General features: G+C 69.8%; 16 protein-coding genes. 8 read left to right on the top strand and 8 right to left on the bottom strand.

The window, feature by feature from the left end; all coding sequences use genetic code 11:
- Positions 1-2: 2 nt before the first annotated feature.
- A complete protein-coding gene (locus ACQEVY_RS35910) occupies positions 3-866 on the bottom strand; it encodes an MHYT domain-containing protein (RefSeq protein ID WP_432953648.1) in 864 nt (287 codons plus the stop codon).
- A 277-nt stretch (positions 867-1143) separates the two neighbouring features.
- Here ACQEVY_RS35910 and ACQEVY_RS35905 point away from each other — a divergent pair, with 277 nt between their 5' ends.
- From ACQEVY_RS35905 to ACQEVY_RS35895, 3 genes are all read left to right on the top strand, one after another.
- Entirely contained in the window at positions 1144-2019 is an 876-nt protein-coding gene (locus ACQEVY_RS35905; protein WP_432953646.1) for a glycerophosphodiester phosphodiesterase, read from the top strand.
- A 90-nt stretch (positions 2020-2109) separates the two neighbouring features.
- Positions 2110-2664: a methylated-DNA--[protein]-cysteine S-methyltransferase gene (locus ACQEVY_RS35900; RefSeq protein ID WP_432953644.1), complete on the top strand. Its 555-nt coding sequence runs from the start codon at positions 2110-2112 to the stop codon at positions 2662-2664.
- Positions 2665-2766: 102 nt separating this feature from the next.
- On the top strand, positions 2767-4068 hold the full coding sequence (locus ACQEVY_RS35895) for an MFS transporter (RefSeq protein ID WP_432953642.1): 1302 nt from the start codon (positions 2767-2769) through the stop codon (positions 4066-4068).
- Between the two features lie 11 nt (positions 4069-4079).
- On the opposite strand, the gene ACQEVY_RS35890 is transcribed toward ACQEVY_RS35895, so the two are convergent.
- Positions 4080-4508 carry a VOC family protein gene (locus ACQEVY_RS35890; protein WP_432953641.1) on the bottom strand — a complete coding sequence of 143 codons (429 nt, stop codon included), beginning with the start codon at positions 4506-4508 and terminating at the stop codon, positions 4080-4082.
- Positions 4509-4631: 123 nt separating this feature from the next.
- A complete protein-coding gene (locus ACQEVY_RS35885) occupies positions 4632-5426 on the bottom strand; it encodes a methyltransferase domain-containing protein (RefSeq protein WP_432953639.1) in 795 nt (264 codons plus the stop codon).
- 181 nt (positions 5427-5607) lie between these two features.
- Between ACQEVY_RS35885 and ACQEVY_RS35880 the strand changes: the two genes are divergently transcribed.
- Entirely contained in the window at positions 5608-6735 is a 1128-nt protein-coding gene (locus tag ACQEVY_RS35880; protein WP_432953637.1) for a magnesium and cobalt transport protein CorA, read from the top strand.
- A gap of 76 nt (positions 6736-6811) precedes the next feature.
- Here ACQEVY_RS35880 and ACQEVY_RS35875 read toward each other — a convergent pair whose 3' ends face one another.
- On the bottom strand, positions 6812-7240 hold the full coding sequence (locus ACQEVY_RS35875) for a CBS domain-containing protein (RefSeq protein WP_328772409.1): 429 nt from the start codon (positions 7238-7240) through the stop codon (positions 6812-6814).
- 339 nt (positions 7241-7579) lie between these two features.
- Positions 7580-8212, bottom strand: a complete 633-nt coding sequence (locus tag ACQEVY_RS35870; RefSeq protein ID WP_432953635.1) for a uridine kinase — start codon at positions 8210-8212, stop codon at positions 7580-7582.
- 211 nt (positions 8213-8423) lie between these two features.
- Here ACQEVY_RS35870 and ACQEVY_RS35865 point away from each other — a divergent pair, with 211 nt between their 5' ends.
- Entirely contained in the window at positions 8424-8903 is a 480-nt protein-coding gene (locus tag ACQEVY_RS35865) for a DUF1772 domain-containing protein (protein WP_432953634.1), read from the top strand.
- Between the two features lie 245 nt (positions 8904-9148).
- Entirely contained in the window at positions 9149-10636 is a 1488-nt protein-coding gene (locus ACQEVY_RS35860; RefSeq protein ID WP_432953632.1) for a glutamate synthase subunit beta, read from the top strand.
- A 28-nt stretch (positions 10637-10664) separates the two neighbouring features.
- On the opposite strand, the gene ACQEVY_RS35855 is transcribed toward ACQEVY_RS35860, so the two are convergent.
- Positions 10665-11219 (bottom strand): carboxymuconolactone decarboxylase family protein, encoded by a 555-nt coding sequence (locus ACQEVY_RS35855; protein ID WP_432953630.1) that lies wholly within the window; start codon positions 11217-11219, stop codon positions 10665-10667.
- A gap of 41 nt (positions 11220-11260) precedes the next feature.
- Between ACQEVY_RS35855 and ACQEVY_RS35850 the strand changes: the two genes are divergently transcribed.
- Positions 11261-12697, top strand: a complete 1437-nt coding sequence (locus ACQEVY_RS35850; RefSeq protein WP_432953628.1) for a PLP-dependent aminotransferase family protein — start codon at positions 11261-11263, stop codon at positions 12695-12697.
- A gap of 185 nt (positions 12698-12882) precedes the next feature.
- On the opposite strand, the gene ACQEVY_RS35845 is transcribed toward ACQEVY_RS35850, so the two are convergent.
- Entirely contained in the window at positions 12883-13146 is a 264-nt protein-coding gene (locus ACQEVY_RS35845; protein WP_189321341.1) for a DUF397 domain-containing protein, read from the bottom strand.
- Positions 13147-14007: a helix-turn-helix domain-containing protein gene (locus tag ACQEVY_RS35840; protein ID WP_432953626.1), complete on the bottom strand. Its 861-nt coding sequence runs from the start codon at positions 14005-14007 to the stop codon at positions 13147-13149. It lies immediately after the preceding gene.
- 179 nt (positions 14008-14186) lie between these two features.
- On the opposite strand from ACQEVY_RS35840, the gene ACQEVY_RS35835 reads away from it, so the two are divergent.
- Positions 14187-14789: an ATP-binding protein gene (locus ACQEVY_RS35835; protein WP_432953624.1), complete on the top strand. Its 603-nt coding sequence runs from the start codon at positions 14187-14189 to the stop codon at positions 14787-14789.
- Positions 14790-14802 lie beyond the last annotated feature (13 nt).

Raw genomic sequence — 14802 nt, 5'->3', positions numbered from 1 at the left:
TCTCACCAGCGCTGCGGGGTCCTGGAGCCGGGGCGGTCGGGGCGGCGGCGCGGGCGGGTCGTGGGCCGACGGCCGGTGTGGCGGACCATGTGGGCGGGGATTCCGGGCTTCTTCTGGGCGGGGCTCCACTCGGGCTTGCCCATGACCATCAGCGGGTCGAACATCACGACGGCGCCGGCCAGCAACAGGAACGTGAGAGGGCCGATCAGCATGGGGGCCAGCAGGGCCGCGGGCGAGTCACCGGCAGGGACGTTGGTGGTGCCGTGCAGATGGACGCTGAGCGCGGCCATGCCTGTGTAGTGCATGCCGCTGACGGCGAGGCCCATGACGAGGCTCGCGCCCACGCTCCACAGGAAGCCGCGGACCTGGCCCGCCGCCCAGAGCGCCGCGGTCGCGGCCGCGACGGCTATGACTACTGAGGCGGCGACGGTGAAGGTGTTGTACTCGAGCTTTCCGTTTAGTCGCATTCCGGCCATGCCCAGGTAGTGCATCGAGGCGATACCTAGGCCGGTGATGGTGCCTCCGGTGAACAGGGCAGTTCCGGAAGCCCCCTTGTAGCCGACGATGAAGATCCCGATGCCGACCATGAGGATGGCGACGCCGAGGCTCGCGAACGTGATCGGCTTGTCGTAGTGGATGGGGGTCTCCTGGACGGAGAAACCCATCATCGCTATGAAGTGCATGGTCCAGATGCCGGAGCCGATCGCCGCGGAGCCCAGCGCGAGCCAGCCGGGCCGCCAGGAGTGGGCGACCAGCATCGATCTGGTGGTGCAGCGCAGGCCGAGCGCACCACCGAGGCAGGCCATGAGGTACGCCACCAGCGGTGTGACGAGTCCGTAGCTGAATCCGTCGACCGTGCCCTGCATGCGCGGCTGCCCTTCCGCCCTGTTGCGTCCCGGAATTTCGTGCAATGCCCCCGTCCCAGGACCGCCATGGCGACCAGGGTTGACGCAGAGAGTATGACCCCCTCCGGAGCCCTCGAACGATTTTCCGGCAAAGAAACACGGCCTTGCCTCAGTTGTGCGGCACTGGTGATCGCCGTCGGGCAACTCCGTTCAATCTGTGGCCATCCTGTACCTCCCTCCTGTTGACACTCCGCTGTCACGCTGGAGCGGCCCGTGACCACAGACGCAAGGAGTACGCATGCATGCGCGCGCTGCCGCCGGCACGACCACAGCACTCCTGGGAGCCGCCGCCCTTGTTCTGCCCCTCTCCCCCGCTCACGCCGCGGTGGGCGACGACCAGCCGCTGGTCGTCGCCCACCGCGGTGCTTCCGCCTACGCCCCGGAGAACACCCTGGCCGCCGTCGACAAGGCGGCGGAGCTGGGCTTCCGCTGGGTCGAGAACGACGTCCAGCGCACCAAGGACGGCGAGCTCGTGGTGATCCACGACGACAACCTGGCGCGTACGACCAATGTCGAGGAGGTCTTCCCCGGCCGGGCTCCGTGGAAGGTCGCGGACTTCACCGCGGCGGAGATCGCGCGCCTGGACGCGGGCAGCTGGTTCAGTGCCGAGTACGCGGGCGCGCGCGTGCCGACGCTGAAGCAGTACATGAACCGGGTTTCACGCAACCACCAAAAGCTCGTGCTGGAGATCAAGAAGCCCGAGCTCTACCCGGGCATCGAGAAGGAGACCCTCAAGGTCCTCAGCAACGAGGGCTGGCTGGGTCCGCACCACGTACGGAGCAAGCTGGTCATCCAGAGTTTCAGCGCGGACACCGTACGGACCGTGCATGAGCTGCGGCCCGACATCAAGACGGGCTTCCTGGGCACGCCGGCGGTCGCGGATCTGCCCGCGTACGCGAAGTTCGCCGACCAGATCAACGCGACGCACACATCCATCTCGGCCGACTACGTCTCCTCGATCCACGCGCTCCGGGGACCGCACGGCAGGCCGCTGGAGATCTTCACATGGACCGTCGACACCGCGGACGGCGCGCGCCGCGTCGCGGACTTCGGTGTGGACGGCATCATCACGAACAAGCCGGACGTGGTCCGGGCGGCGCTGAACGAGCTCTGAGGCTCTCGACCGAAGCGCTCACCGGTGGCGCGGACGCCGCTCGCGTCCGCGCCACCGGCATTGTCAGTGGTGCGCCGTACGGTGGAGCGCATGAACAGCCATGGGCAGAACGAGCAGCGGGTGGTGTGGGCGGTCGTCAGCAGCGACATCGGTCCGCTGCTGCTGGCCGCGACCGGCGAGGGCCTGGTCAACGTCGTCTTCCACGCCACGGACGCGGTGCGCGACAAGGCGCTCGACCGACTGCAGTCCCGGCTCGGCACCAAGCCCGTCGAGGCACCCGACTCCCCGCTGCTGGCCGAGGCGATACGCCAGCTTCAGGCGTACTTCGCGGGTGACCGGTACGACTTCGAGCTGCCGCTGGACTGGTCCCTGATCTCCGGGTTCAACCGCCAGGTGCTGCACGAGCTGGCGTCCGGCGTTCCGTACGGGAAGGTCGTGGGGTACGGCGACCTGGCCGACCGCGTGGGTCAGCCGGGCGCTGCGCAGGCCGTGGGGATGGCCATGGGCGCCAATCCGCTGCCGGTCGTCGTGCCGTGCCACCGGGTCGTCGAGAGTGACGGCGGCATCGGCGGCTTCGGGGGCGGGCTGGAGACGAAGCGGAAGCTGCTGGCACTGGAAGGGGTGCTGCCGGAGCCGCTGTTCTGAGGGCGTCCCGAATTCGGAAGACCGAGTTGGGAAAAGGGGGGAGACTGCGCCGGTGACCACATCCTTCACACGTGTGCACGCGTCCGGCACGGCGAGTTCACCATGAGCGCCGTCGAGCGGCAGACCACCGTGCCTGGCGACGCGGTAGCGCTGTCAGCACTGCAGCGCCGTACGTCCGCTGTGCTCATCGCCAGTCAGATCCTGGGCGGGCTCGGCGTCGCCACGGGCATCGCGCTCGCCGTCGTACTGGCCGAGGACATCAGCGGCACGGAGTCGCTGGCGGGACTCGCGCCCACCGCGACCGTCACGGGGACGGCGGTGCTCTCCATGCCGCTGGCCGCGCTGATGACCGCGCGCGGTCGTCGCCCGGGGCTCGTACTGGCCTATCTCATCGGTGCCTTGGGCGCGGGCCTCTGCGTGATCGCCGCTGCCGTCGGCAACTTCCCGCTGCTGTTGCTCGGCATGGCGGCGTTCGGCGCGGCCTCGTCCGCGAATCTGCAGGCACGCTTCGCGGCCGCCGACCTCGCCGAGCCCCAGCGACGGGCCCGGGCCATCTCGAACGTCGTATGGGCCACCACCATCGGTGCGGTCCTCGGCCCCAACATCGCCGCACCAGCGGGGCGCAGCGTCTCCGGGCTCGGCATACCGGAGACGGCGGGCCCCTTCCTGTGGGCGTCCGGAGTCTTCCTCCTCTCGGCGCTCGTGGTCACCGTGCTGCTGCGCCCCGATCCACTCCTCACCGCCCGCGCGCTCGCACCGGTCGCGGAGCAGTCCGCGGAGGCGCGCTCCATACGGGCCGGGCTGGCCGCGGTACGGGCCTCTTCGCGCGCCCGTCTCGCCTTGGTGACGGTTGCCGTTTCGCACACGGCGATGGTCTCGGTCATGTCGATGACGCCGGTCGACCTGGATCACCATGGCGCGAGCATCGATCTGATCGGACTGGTCATCAGCGTCCATATCGCGGGCATGTACGCGTTCTCGCCGATCATGGGGCGGTTGTCGGACCGGTTCGGGCGCTACTCGGTGATAGGCCTCGCCGTGGGGCTGCTGGCCTGCGCGGCGCTGCTCGCGGGCACCGCGGGCGGCAGTCACTGGCAGAGCGCCGCCGGGCTGTTCCTGCTGGGCCTCGGCTGGTCGGCCGGCCTCGTCTCGGGTTCCGCACTTCTCACGGACTCCGTGCCCCAGCCAGCGCGCGCCGCCGCACAGGGGCTGTCCGACCTGACCATGAACACCTCGGCGGGCGTCGGCGGCGCGGCGGCGGGCCTCATCGTCGCGCAGGCGGGCTACGGCTGGCTCAACCTCATCGCCGCCTGCCTGCTTCTGCCGCTGGGCGCACTGGCGCTGTTCACCCGCGGCAAGCGCAAGGCAGGCACGGCGATATCCGACGAAGCGATATCCGGCTAGGCGATATCCGACTAGTCGTAGTGCCGCGCCTCAAAGATGTTTCCGTCCGGGTCCCGGAAGTAGAAGCTGCGCTTGGCCATTCCGCGGGCGCCGAAAGCGTCGTACGAGAAGTCCGAGACCGGGACGGCCCGCTCCTCGAGACGAGCGCGGAGCGCGTCGAAGTCCTCACCGGGGAGGGACAGGCATACGTGGTTGACCGGGTGGCCGGCGCTTTCCACCGCCCCGGGGACGGCGTCCATGCGTGCGGCCAGCGGCAGGGGTGCGAGGTCGAAGATGGTTTCGTCATTGAGGCGTACAGAAGGGAACGACGCCGTCCCCGCGGCGAATTCGGTGACCCTGAGGGGCTCCATGCCGAGCGTCTTCTCGTAGAAGTCGGCCGAGGCGACGGGGTCGCGCACCCAGAGGACGACGTGGTCGAGACGTATCGAGTTGTCCGTCATGCTCCCAGGCTGGGGCCCCCTTCCGGCCGCCGCAAGGGTTTGGCCGGACAGGCCGCCCGCCAGGTGGGCGGGAGGCCTCGGACAGACACGTGACGGCCGCTCTTTCCAGCCGCCGCTTCGGAGTTACGGCTTGCGCCCCCACGCCGAGATCAGCGGTGCCGTGGCCAGGTCCATGGCGCCTGCCGCCACGTTCGCCAGGTGTCGGTCGATGTCCTGGGCGGTGACGTGGCCCGCCGCGACGAGTTGGTCGCGGACCTGGCGGACCGTCCCGGTTTCCAGGGCGGCGCAGGCGGGCGAGGTGATCGGGAAGTACGCGTCGGCCTCCACGTGTCGCAGTCCGGCCTCGCGGAGCAGCCGTGGTAGCCGACGGCCGTACGCGAGATCGGCGCCGCGTTCGGCGAGCAGTTGGCGGAAGGCGTGGCGCAGCCGGTTGGCCAGTTGCTGCTCGGTACCGCGCTCGTCGGGCCAGAGCAGCGGTTGCAGGGATGGGTCGGCGTCCTCCACCAGGAGCCGTCCGCCGGACCGCAGGGCTCGGATCATCGACCGCAACGCCCTTTCCCTGTGCGGCACATGGGACAGTACGAGCCGGGCGTGCACGAGGTCGAAGCCGTCGCCCGGCGGCTCATCCACACTCACGTCGTGAACGCGCACCTCGACCGGTGCCCGGGTGGCCGAGGCCGCCCACGAGGTGTCGATGTCGGTCGCGACGACTCGTCCGGTGGGGCCGACCTTCTTGGCCAGCCAGGACACCACGGATGTGCCGCCCGCGCCGACCTCCCAGCAGCGCCAGCCGGATCCGATGCCGAGCTGCTCGATGTGGCGGAACGTCGTGGGGTCGAAGAGGGTGGCGAGGGCCTCGAAGCGCTGCCCCGCCTCGGTCTGCCGGTTGTCGAGGAGATACCCGTCGGTTCGCGTCATGCGTGAATCATCCCAGTTGTCCCGCTTATCCGTGATGGGTGACGCTCCCGGCGACGCACGTCAGGACTACCGGAGCGGAATGTTCCGTTCCCACAGGCTTTCCCCGCCGTCGAAGCAGCCTGGCAGACTGGCCGCGGCGGGCGCAGAGTGCGGCGCGAGGAGATCCACGAGGAGATTCCAGATGTCGATGGCAGGGAATCTACGGAAGGTCACGGGCCTGGGCAGGGTCAGCGGCCTTCGCAAGGTGGCGCGGCTGACACGGCGGCGCCCCCGTGTGGACCTGAGTCACCCGGCCCGGTCCCCGCTGGGCTCCGCGGTGGTGAACTGCGTGGCGTACGAGAACGGGACGAGAGTGCCCGGCGGCCGCGATCTCGTAGAGACGGTCGAGCAGGTCAGCAAGGCCGGCGACGGTTTCGTCTGGCTCGGGCTGCACGAGCCGACGGAGCTGGAATTCGCGGGCATCGCCGAGCTCTTCGACCTGCACCCGCTGGCGGTCGAGGACGCGGTGGACGCCCATCAGCGCCCGAAGCTGGAGCGGTACGGCGAGACGCTGTTCGCGGTGTTCAAGACGGTCTGCTACGTGGATCACACCGAACTCACCGCGACCAGCGAGGTGGTGAACACCGGCGAGATCATGGTGTTCGTCGGCCACCACTTCGTGATCACGGTGCGGCACGGCCGGCACGGTTCGCTGGGCCCGCTGCGCGAGGAGCTGGAGGCCGATCCCCAGCAGCTCGCCAAGGGACCGGCCGCGGTTCTGCACGCGATCGCGGACCATGTGGTCGACGACTATCTGAACGTCACCGACTCGGTGCAGGCGGACATCGACCAGGTCGAGACGGATGTGTTCCAGGAGAGCGGCGCGCGGGCCGACCCCGGGCGTATCTACCAGCTCAAGCGTGAACTCCTCGAGCTGAAGCGGGCGGTGGCGCCCCTGAGCCGCCCGCTCCTGGACCTCGCCACCCGGCCGATACGGGTGGTCGATCCGGAGATACAGGCGTACTTCCGGGACGTCTCCGACCATCTGCTGCGGGCGACCGAGCAGATAGCCGCGTTCGACGAGCTGCTCAACTCGATTCTGCAGGCGCACCTCGCGCAGGTCAGCGTCGCGCAGAACGAGGACATGCGGAAGATCACGGCATGGGCGGCACTCATCGCCGTGCCGACGATGGTCTGCGGTGTGTACGGCATGAACTTCGAGCACATGCCGGAGCTGCACTGGAAGTTGGGCTATCCCTTGACGCTCGGTGTGATCGCCACCGCCTGCTTCGTCCTATACCGAGGCTTCAAGCGCAACGGCTGGCTGTGACACCGGCCGTGACGCTCCTCGTCCGGCACGGCCGGCCGGACGAGGGCGGGTTCCCGGTGGCGGCGGGATCCCGGCGTCAGCCGGTGGCGGTCCTCGCGTAGACGCTCTCGGCCCAGTGCGCGAGCTGTTCGTCCGTCAGGTGCGCGGCCAGATCGGCCTCGCTGATCATTCCGACCAGACGCTTGTTCTCGATGACAGGAAGGCGGCGGATCTGGTGCCCCTGCATTTCGCCGAGCACTTCGCTGACATCGGCGTTCGCGTCGATCCAGCGCGGTGTGCCCTGGGCCATCTCACCCGCGGTGACGCGTGCCGGGTCGTGGCCCATGGCCACGCAGCCGACCACGATGTCGCGGTCCGTGAGGATGCCGCAGAGCCGTTCGTTCTCGTCACTGATGGGCAGCGCGCCCACATTGAGCTCGCGCATCAGCTGGGCGGCGCGGTCCAGGGTCTCGTGGGCGGGGATCCACTGGGCACCGCGGTGCATGATGTCTCCGGCAGTGGTCATGAAGTACCTCCCGATGCCGGCGGGCCGGCGCGGCGCGGGGACGCACCGCTAGGGCGCCGCTGATGGATCTCCGTGGAGGAAGGAGCGGCGTCCGGTGCGTGGGATCGGCGTGCGGTGTGAAGGGTCATGTGGCGGAGCCACCTGTCCCTTCGCGCCGTGCGGCGAGCGTGCGTGCGTGCTGGGCGCCGCGACGCCGCGGAGATCCATCAGCGGCGCCCTAGTCCCGGCGCCCTACATTCTCGCCGGGCAGGGAGCGATACGCACCCGCAGGTACCCGGATTCCGGCGGCCCTGCCGGGAGAGAGCCGGTGAAGTGGTCCAGAGCCACGCGCCGTCGCCGTCAGCCGTTCCATGCCGGGTGCCGTGGGTCGTCCGCACGCACCAGGACGTCGGCGGTGTCGCCCGGAGTCACCTCGTTCTCGTAGCGCTCGAACGCGGGAAGCGTCCAGTGCTCGCTCTCGGGGGTGCGTCGGCGCAGGGCACCTGGAGAAAGGCGTACGTGGACGGTGAAGTCGAACGGGAACCAGTGGCGCAGTAGCAGGGGGCCGTGCAGCAACAGCAGAGCGCTGGGGTGGAGTTGGACGTAAGGGCTGCGGGTGGCGCGGTCGGCGACCGGGTCCCAGAGGTCGGGCAGGACGCGACCGTCACCGCCGGGGTCCAGCGGGCCGAAGACCTCGCGCCACAGGGCTCCCGTGTCGAACCAGCCGTCGTAGTACGCCTCCACGTCCCGGTGCCCGTGCTCGAACCGGAGCGAGGCGGGGCGCAGGAAGCCCTCCGCGCCGACGACGAACGCGGACCGGCCGCGCAGGCGCAGGGCTTCGGCGACGCGTTCGGCGAGATCACCGGGGTGGGCGGCCGGGGCTCCGTCGAAGGCGATGCGTGGCCAGGGACTGCCGTCGTCCGGCTTCAGATCGAGCAACCGCTCGGCGAGGAGGTCACCGAGGCGCTCCCAAGTGATCGCTTCGAGTCGCACAGGGCCATGATGCCGCGCGGGCGGGGCGGGCAGGTGGGCGGGGGAGGGAGGGCAGAGAGGGAGGGAGGGGGGCGGGGGGGCCGGGGGCCCCAAGCCCGAGCGCTTCGCTTATGCCCCCGAGCCCCTCGGCGATGGTGACCCTGGTCGTGCCGGACTTCACTTGTGGTGACCGGGAGCGCCGGGCAAGATCCTTCAATATGCAGGAGTTTTCATGATCGATGGACCGTACTTCGTGCTGACGGTGCTGGGTGTGCTCGGTACGGGGCTGGTGGCCGGGGTCTTCTGCGCGTTCTCGACGTTCGTGATGAGGGGGCTTGCCGCGCTGCCGCCGGCGCAGGGCGTGGCGGCGATGAAGTCGATCAATGTGACGGCGTTGACGCCGGCCTTCATGGCGGTGTTCGCCGGGACGGCGGTGCTGTGCGCGGTGCTCGCGGTCGTCACGTTCGTGCTGTGGCCCGACGAGGGCACGGTGGAGTTGCTGCTCGGCAGCGCGCTGTATCTGTTCGGCAGCTTCGGGGTCACGATGGTCGCGAACGTCCCACGCAACGAGAAGCTGGCCACGATGGATCCCGGCACGCGGGAGGCCGCCGCGTACTGGCGCTCGTACGTGAGTGAGTGGACGACGTGGAACCACGTCCGCATGATCGCGTCCGCCGGCGCGGCGATCTCATACGTACTGGCGCTCGCCTGAGCCCGAGTACGTCCCGGCGCCCGCCTGAGCCGGACCTGAGCCTGACTAGGTCCTGACGCTCACCCGAGGCAGAGGCGCATGCCCCGGCGCACGCACTGGGGCTTACGCGCCGTGGGCGACGTATCGTGGCAGGAAGAGTCTGCCGCATGGCCCTGCGCACCCCGCCCTCCGGCCCCGGCCCGCCGCCCCGGCCCGGAGGCGGGATGCCGTATGGGCCCCGTTCGCGTACGTGAGGGAAGACGGCCATGGCCGATCCCAAGGGTTTCCTCAACGCCTCCCGCGAGGACTGGCCGCGCCGCCCCGTCGAGGAGCGGGTCCGTGACTGGGACGAGGTGTACGTCCCGGGCGCGCTGCTGCCCATCATCCGCACGCAGGCGGACCGCTGTATGGACTGCGGCATCCCCTTCTGCCACGAGGCCTGTCCGCTCGGCAATCTGATCCCCGACTGGAACGACCTGGTCTCGCGCGACGACTGGCGAGCGGCGAGCGATCGCCTGCACGCCACGAACAACTTCCCCGAGTTCACCGGCCGGTTGTGCCCCGCGCCCTGCGAGGCAGGCTGCGTGCTGGCGATCAACCAGCCCGCGGTCACCATCAAGAACGTCGAGGTCGCGATCGCCGACCGGGCCTGGGAGGAGGGCTTCGCGCCGCCGCGACCGCCGGACCGGCTTTCGGGACGTACGGTCGCGGTGATCGGCTCGGGTCCTGCGGGCCTTGCCGCGGCGCAGCAGTTGACGCGGGCCGGGCACACCGTCGCCGTGTACGAGCGGGACGACCGGCTCGGCGGGCTGATGCGGTACGGGATACCCGAGTTCAAAATGGAGAAGCGGCATCTGGAGCGGCGGCTCGAGCAGATGCGGGCGGAGGGAACGAAGTTCCGTACCTCGACCGCCGTCGGCCGGGACATCGATGCCGCCGCGCTACGGTCCCGTTACGACGCTGTCGTACTCACCGTGGGTGCAACGGCCTGGCGTGAACTCCCCGTGCCGGGGCGTGAGTTGGACGGCATACACCAGGCGATGGAGTATCTGCCGCTGGCCAACCGGGTGTGCGAGGGGGACATCGAGGCCTCCCCGCTGTCCGCGGCGGGCAAGCACGTGGTGATCGTCGGAGGCGGCGACACGGGGGCCGACTGCCTGGGCACGGCGATACGCGAGGGCGCCGCGTCCGTGACCCAGCTCGACATCTACAGGCAGCCGGGCACGGAACGCGACGAGGACGTCGAGCCCTGGCCCACGTACCCGAAGATCTACCGGCTGTCGGCCGCGCATGAGGAAGCCCGCGAGCTGCGGACGGCGCCCTCGGCGGACGCCGACGCCCGGCTCTTCGCGGCGTCCACGCTCCGCTTCACCGGCGATGAGAACGGCCACGTACGCGCGCTGCACCTGGTGGAGGTCGACGCCGAGCGCCGCCCCATCCCCGGCACCGCACGCCGGCTCCCCGCCGACCTCGTCCTGCTCGCCCTCGGCTTCTCCGGCCCCGACCGCTCCGACGGCCTCGTAGACCAGCTCGGCCTCGACCTCGACCCCCGCGGCACGATCACCCGCGACGCCGACTTCGCAACCAACGTCCCCGGCGTGTACGCCGCCGGCGACGCCGCACGCGGCCAGTCCCTGATCGTCTGGGCCATCGCGGAGGGCCGAGCGGTAGCGGCAGCGGTCGACCGCCAACTGACGGGAAGTTCACGACTTCCGGCGCCGATAGGGCCGTACGACCGCCCGATGACGGTGTGAGACACCAGGGCCGCCGGGAACACTAGGATCAGCGCTCGTCCGTGCCCGCCACTTTCCCCGTCGACAGCGCGATCCGGTTCCATGTGTTGATCGCGAAGATCAACGCCAGGACCTGCGCGAGTTCGTGCTCCTCGAACTGGTCGGCGGCCCGCGCGTAGACGTCGTCCGGGACGCCGCGGTCGGCCACCAGCGTCACCGCCTCGGTCAGCGCGAGCGCCGCCTGTTCCCGCTCTGTGAAGAAGTGGCGGGCCTCGCGCCACACCGCGACCATATGCAGCCGGTCCTCGCTCTCGCCCGCCTTGCGCGCGTCGTTGGTGTGCATGTGGAGGCAGTACGCGCAGTGGTTGAGGTGCGAGGCGCGGATCTGGATCAGCTCGACGAGGGCCGGGTCGAGCCCTTCACGGGCGGCGGCGTCGAAGCCGATGAGGGCTCGGAAAGCCTTTCGGGCGGACTTCGCGAAGTCGAGGCGAGCGTATTCGGCTACCGCGGCCTGGTTCACCGCCTTCGTTGCGTTCACCGTGTTCGCCGCGTTCATCAGGTCCATCGCGGTCTTCGTGTCTGTCGTGTTCGTCGTCATGACCATGAATCTACGGACCGGAAAGACCGTCTGTAGGGTTCATTTCCATGGCGGATTCGTGGGTCAATTCGGCGGAGCGCATCGGCGCCGACCTGCATCTGGAACTGGAGCTGTCGGGTACGGGCGGCCGTCGCGCCGCCCTCATCCGCGCCCTGCGAGACGCCGTACGGAGCGGCCGTCTCGCCCCGGGCGCCCGCCTTCCCCCATACCGCTCGTTGGCCGCCGATCTCGGCGTGGCCCGCAACACGGTCGCCGACGCGTACGCCGAACTCGTCGCTGAGGGCTGGCTGACCGCGCGCCAGGGCTCGGGCACGCGGGTCGCCGACCGGGCCGAACCCTTGCGACACGCCACGCGCGTCCCCAAAAAGGCACCCCCACGCGCGCGTGGACCGCGACACGACCTGCGTCAGGGCACCCCGGACGTGTCGGCGTTCCCGCGCACCGCCTGGCTCACCTCGTACCGGCGAGCCCTACAGCAGGCGCCCAACGAGGCGTTCGGGCCGGGAGACCCTGCCGGCCGTCGCGAGCTGAGGGAGGCGCTCACGGAGTACCTGGCACGCGCGCGGGGCGTACGCACCGAGCCGGGCCGGATCGTGATCTGCTCCGGCTTCGCCCACGCGCTGCGGCTCCTCTTCAGGGGCTCCGGAGGCGGGGTGCTCCAGGGCCCGCTGGCCGTAGAGGCGTACGGGCTGCCCTTCCACCGCGAATTGCTGGCAGCGGCAGGTGTACGGACACTCCCGCTGCCCCTCGACGAAGACGGCGCCCAGGTCAAGGAGTTGGGCAAGGAGCGGGCCGTACTGCTCACACCGGCGCACCAGTTCCCGACGGGCGGTCCGCTGCATCCCGCGCGCCGCACCGCTGTGATCGACTGGGCACGCGCGCGTGGCGGGGTGATTCTGGAGGACGACTACGACGGGGAGTTCCGCTACGACCGCAAGCCTGTGGGCGCCGTTCAGGGTCTGGACCCGGAGCGGGTCATCCACATCGGCTCGGTCAGCAAGAGCCTGTCGCCCGCACTGCGGCTGGGCTGGATGGTCCTTCCGGAACGGTACGTCGATGCCGTACTGGAGGCGAAGGGCGAGCGTGAGGCGTGGGTGAGCGTTCTCGACCAGCTGGCGCTCGCGGACTTCATCGTCTCCGGGTCGTACGACCGTCATGTGCGGCGTATGCGGCAGCGGTACCGGACGCGGCGTGACCGTCTCGTCGTCGCGCTGGCCGCGCACGCGCCGCACATCGAGGTCACCGGGATCGCGGCGGGGCTGCACGCGGTGCTACGGCTGCCGCCCGGAAGCGAGCAGGCAGCCGTCAGGGCCGCCCATTGGCAGGGGCTGGCCTTGGATGGGCTCGCTGAATTCCGGCACCCGGAGGCGCCGATCTCCGCGCCGGAGGGACCAGATGGGCTGGTCGTCGGCTATGCGACGCCTCCGGAGCACGCGTACGGGGCCGCGCTGGACGCGTTGTGCGCGGCGTTGCCGCCCGGGTAAGTGGCCACACCGGGCAAGTAGCCGAAGGATCGCGGCGGGCCACCACCCGGCCCATCGCCGAGCGGCGGCCCGCCGCATTTCGCGGGCGGGCCGCCGTCGATCGGGCAGAGCTCTTGAGGAAGGACGGAAGACAGAAAAGGCAACTAATAAGAGACAACTGACAACGGAGTTCGTGAACAACAGCCTCAGGACAGCAGGAAGTCCGCCTCCCCCGCCTTCGCGCCCTGGATGAACGCCGTCATCTCGCCGGGGGTGTAGATGAGGGCGGGGCCGTCCGGGTCCGCGGACTGGCGGACTGCGATGCGGCCGTCGGCGAGCTTCATCGCCTCCAGGCAGTTGCCGCCGTTGCCGCCGCTCCAGGGCTTGTGCCAGCCTTCGCTGCCCAGCTCGCGTGCGGGCATGCCGTTGTAGATCCGCCCGTTGTGAACCCGGGCCTTGATGCGATTCATTCACAGCTCCTTGCGGAGATCCAGGAGGATCTCGTTCGTGCGATGTGCTGTGGCGGCCTGCGCCGCCATGCGGTCCATGACCTCGAGGTGGGTTGCCACTTCGGAACGCGCGTCCAGGTAGACGGCGCCGGTCAGGTACTCGCTGTAGACCATGTCCGGCAGTTCGGGCACGGCAAATCGGAAGAGCACGAAGGGCCCGTACGTGCCCGCGTGCGGCCCCGAGGAGAACGGGGCGATCTGCAGCGTCACGTTCGGCAGTTTCGTGACCTCGAGCAGCTTGTCGATCTGGGCGCGCATCACGGCGGGGCCGCCGACGGGCCGGCGCACGGCCGTCTCGTCCATGATGACCCAGAACCGTGGCGCGTCCTCACGCCTGAGCAGCTCCTGGCGCTGCATGCGCAGCGCCACGTGACGCTCTATGTCCTCCGGTTTCGTCTGGCCGATGGCGCCGGATTCCATGACGCCATAGGCGTACTCCTCGGTCTGCATCAGTCCGGGCACGAAGTGGGGTTCGTAGCTGCGGATGAGGCCGGCCGCGCCCTCCAGGCTGACGTACATCGAGAACCAGCCCGGCAGGATGTCATGGAACCGCTGCCACCAGCCTGGCTTGTTGGCCTCCTCGGCGAGGGTGACGAACGCGTCGGCCTCTTCCTCCGAGACTCCGTACGCCTTCAACAGGAGCTGGAGATACGGGATCTTGAGGGCGACCTCGGCCATCTCCATGCGGCGGACGGTGGCGGCTGTGACGCGCAGTATGCGCGCCGCCTCCTCGCGCTTGAGCCCCGCGCGCTCCCTCAGGTCCAGCAGGCGCCGTCCGAGGACGACCTGCCCGACCGTCGGCGCGGACCGTGGCTCACTCACGTCCACCTCCACATAGTCCTGAACAGCCCGGGCGGCGCCCGGTGGATACCCGGCGAGTACCCAACAGACGCCGCGTCACGTGCTGTTGCGATGCAGTGTGCCATGGCCCCCTCCGCACGGAACACTGCACTCTGCAATTTTCAGAGTGACTCTTGCCAAGTGTTCACGGCGGGGAGATAGTGGCAAGCGTGACTCCGCCTTCGCCGTTAAGAGCAGACGCCGCAGACGCCGGGAGCCGGTTTGGTCTCGGCGCCACCGATGCGGCTGCCGAGCGCCGGTTTCGTTTCGAACTGGCAGCGCATCCGGGTTCCGCCGCACAGGCCAGGCGCCTTACCCGCGCCCGGCTTTCGGGGTGGGCCGTCTGTGAAGACATCTGCGACATGGCGGAGCTGGTCGTCTCCGAGCTGGTCACCAACGCGGTCGTGCACACAGCGAGCCGCCAGGTGATGTGCGAACTGCACGACGGCGACGACCGGGTGCGAATAGCCGTACGCGACGAGGGGTGTGCGACGGGTGAGCCCTACCCTTCGCCACAGCGCCCCGAGGAGGAGCACGGGAGGGGATTGCTTCTCGTCGCTGCGGTGTGCACGGCCTGGGGCGCCCAGGATTCCGGACCCGGACTGCTGGTCTGGGCGGACCTGCCGCGCTCGGCGAACAACGGCGCCGAGCCGCGGTCGGACCTGGGCTGGAGTGCGAGGAGCCGGCCGGCCCCAGCCGGCTCCTCGCGAACCGGCACCGCCTTGACTGGGGCGGACGGGCCCGCGACAGGGCACTGGTTCTGAATCGTTCGAAGAC

This window comes from Streptomyces sp. CA-288835 (genome assembly GCF_050936385.1).
In the GTDB taxonomy this organism is placed as follows: domain Bacteria; phylum Actinomycetota; class Actinomycetes; order Streptomycetales; family Streptomycetaceae; genus Streptomyces.
Note: the sequence above shows the minus strand (reverse complement) of the source record. Positions and strands in the feature narration are given on the sequence as shown.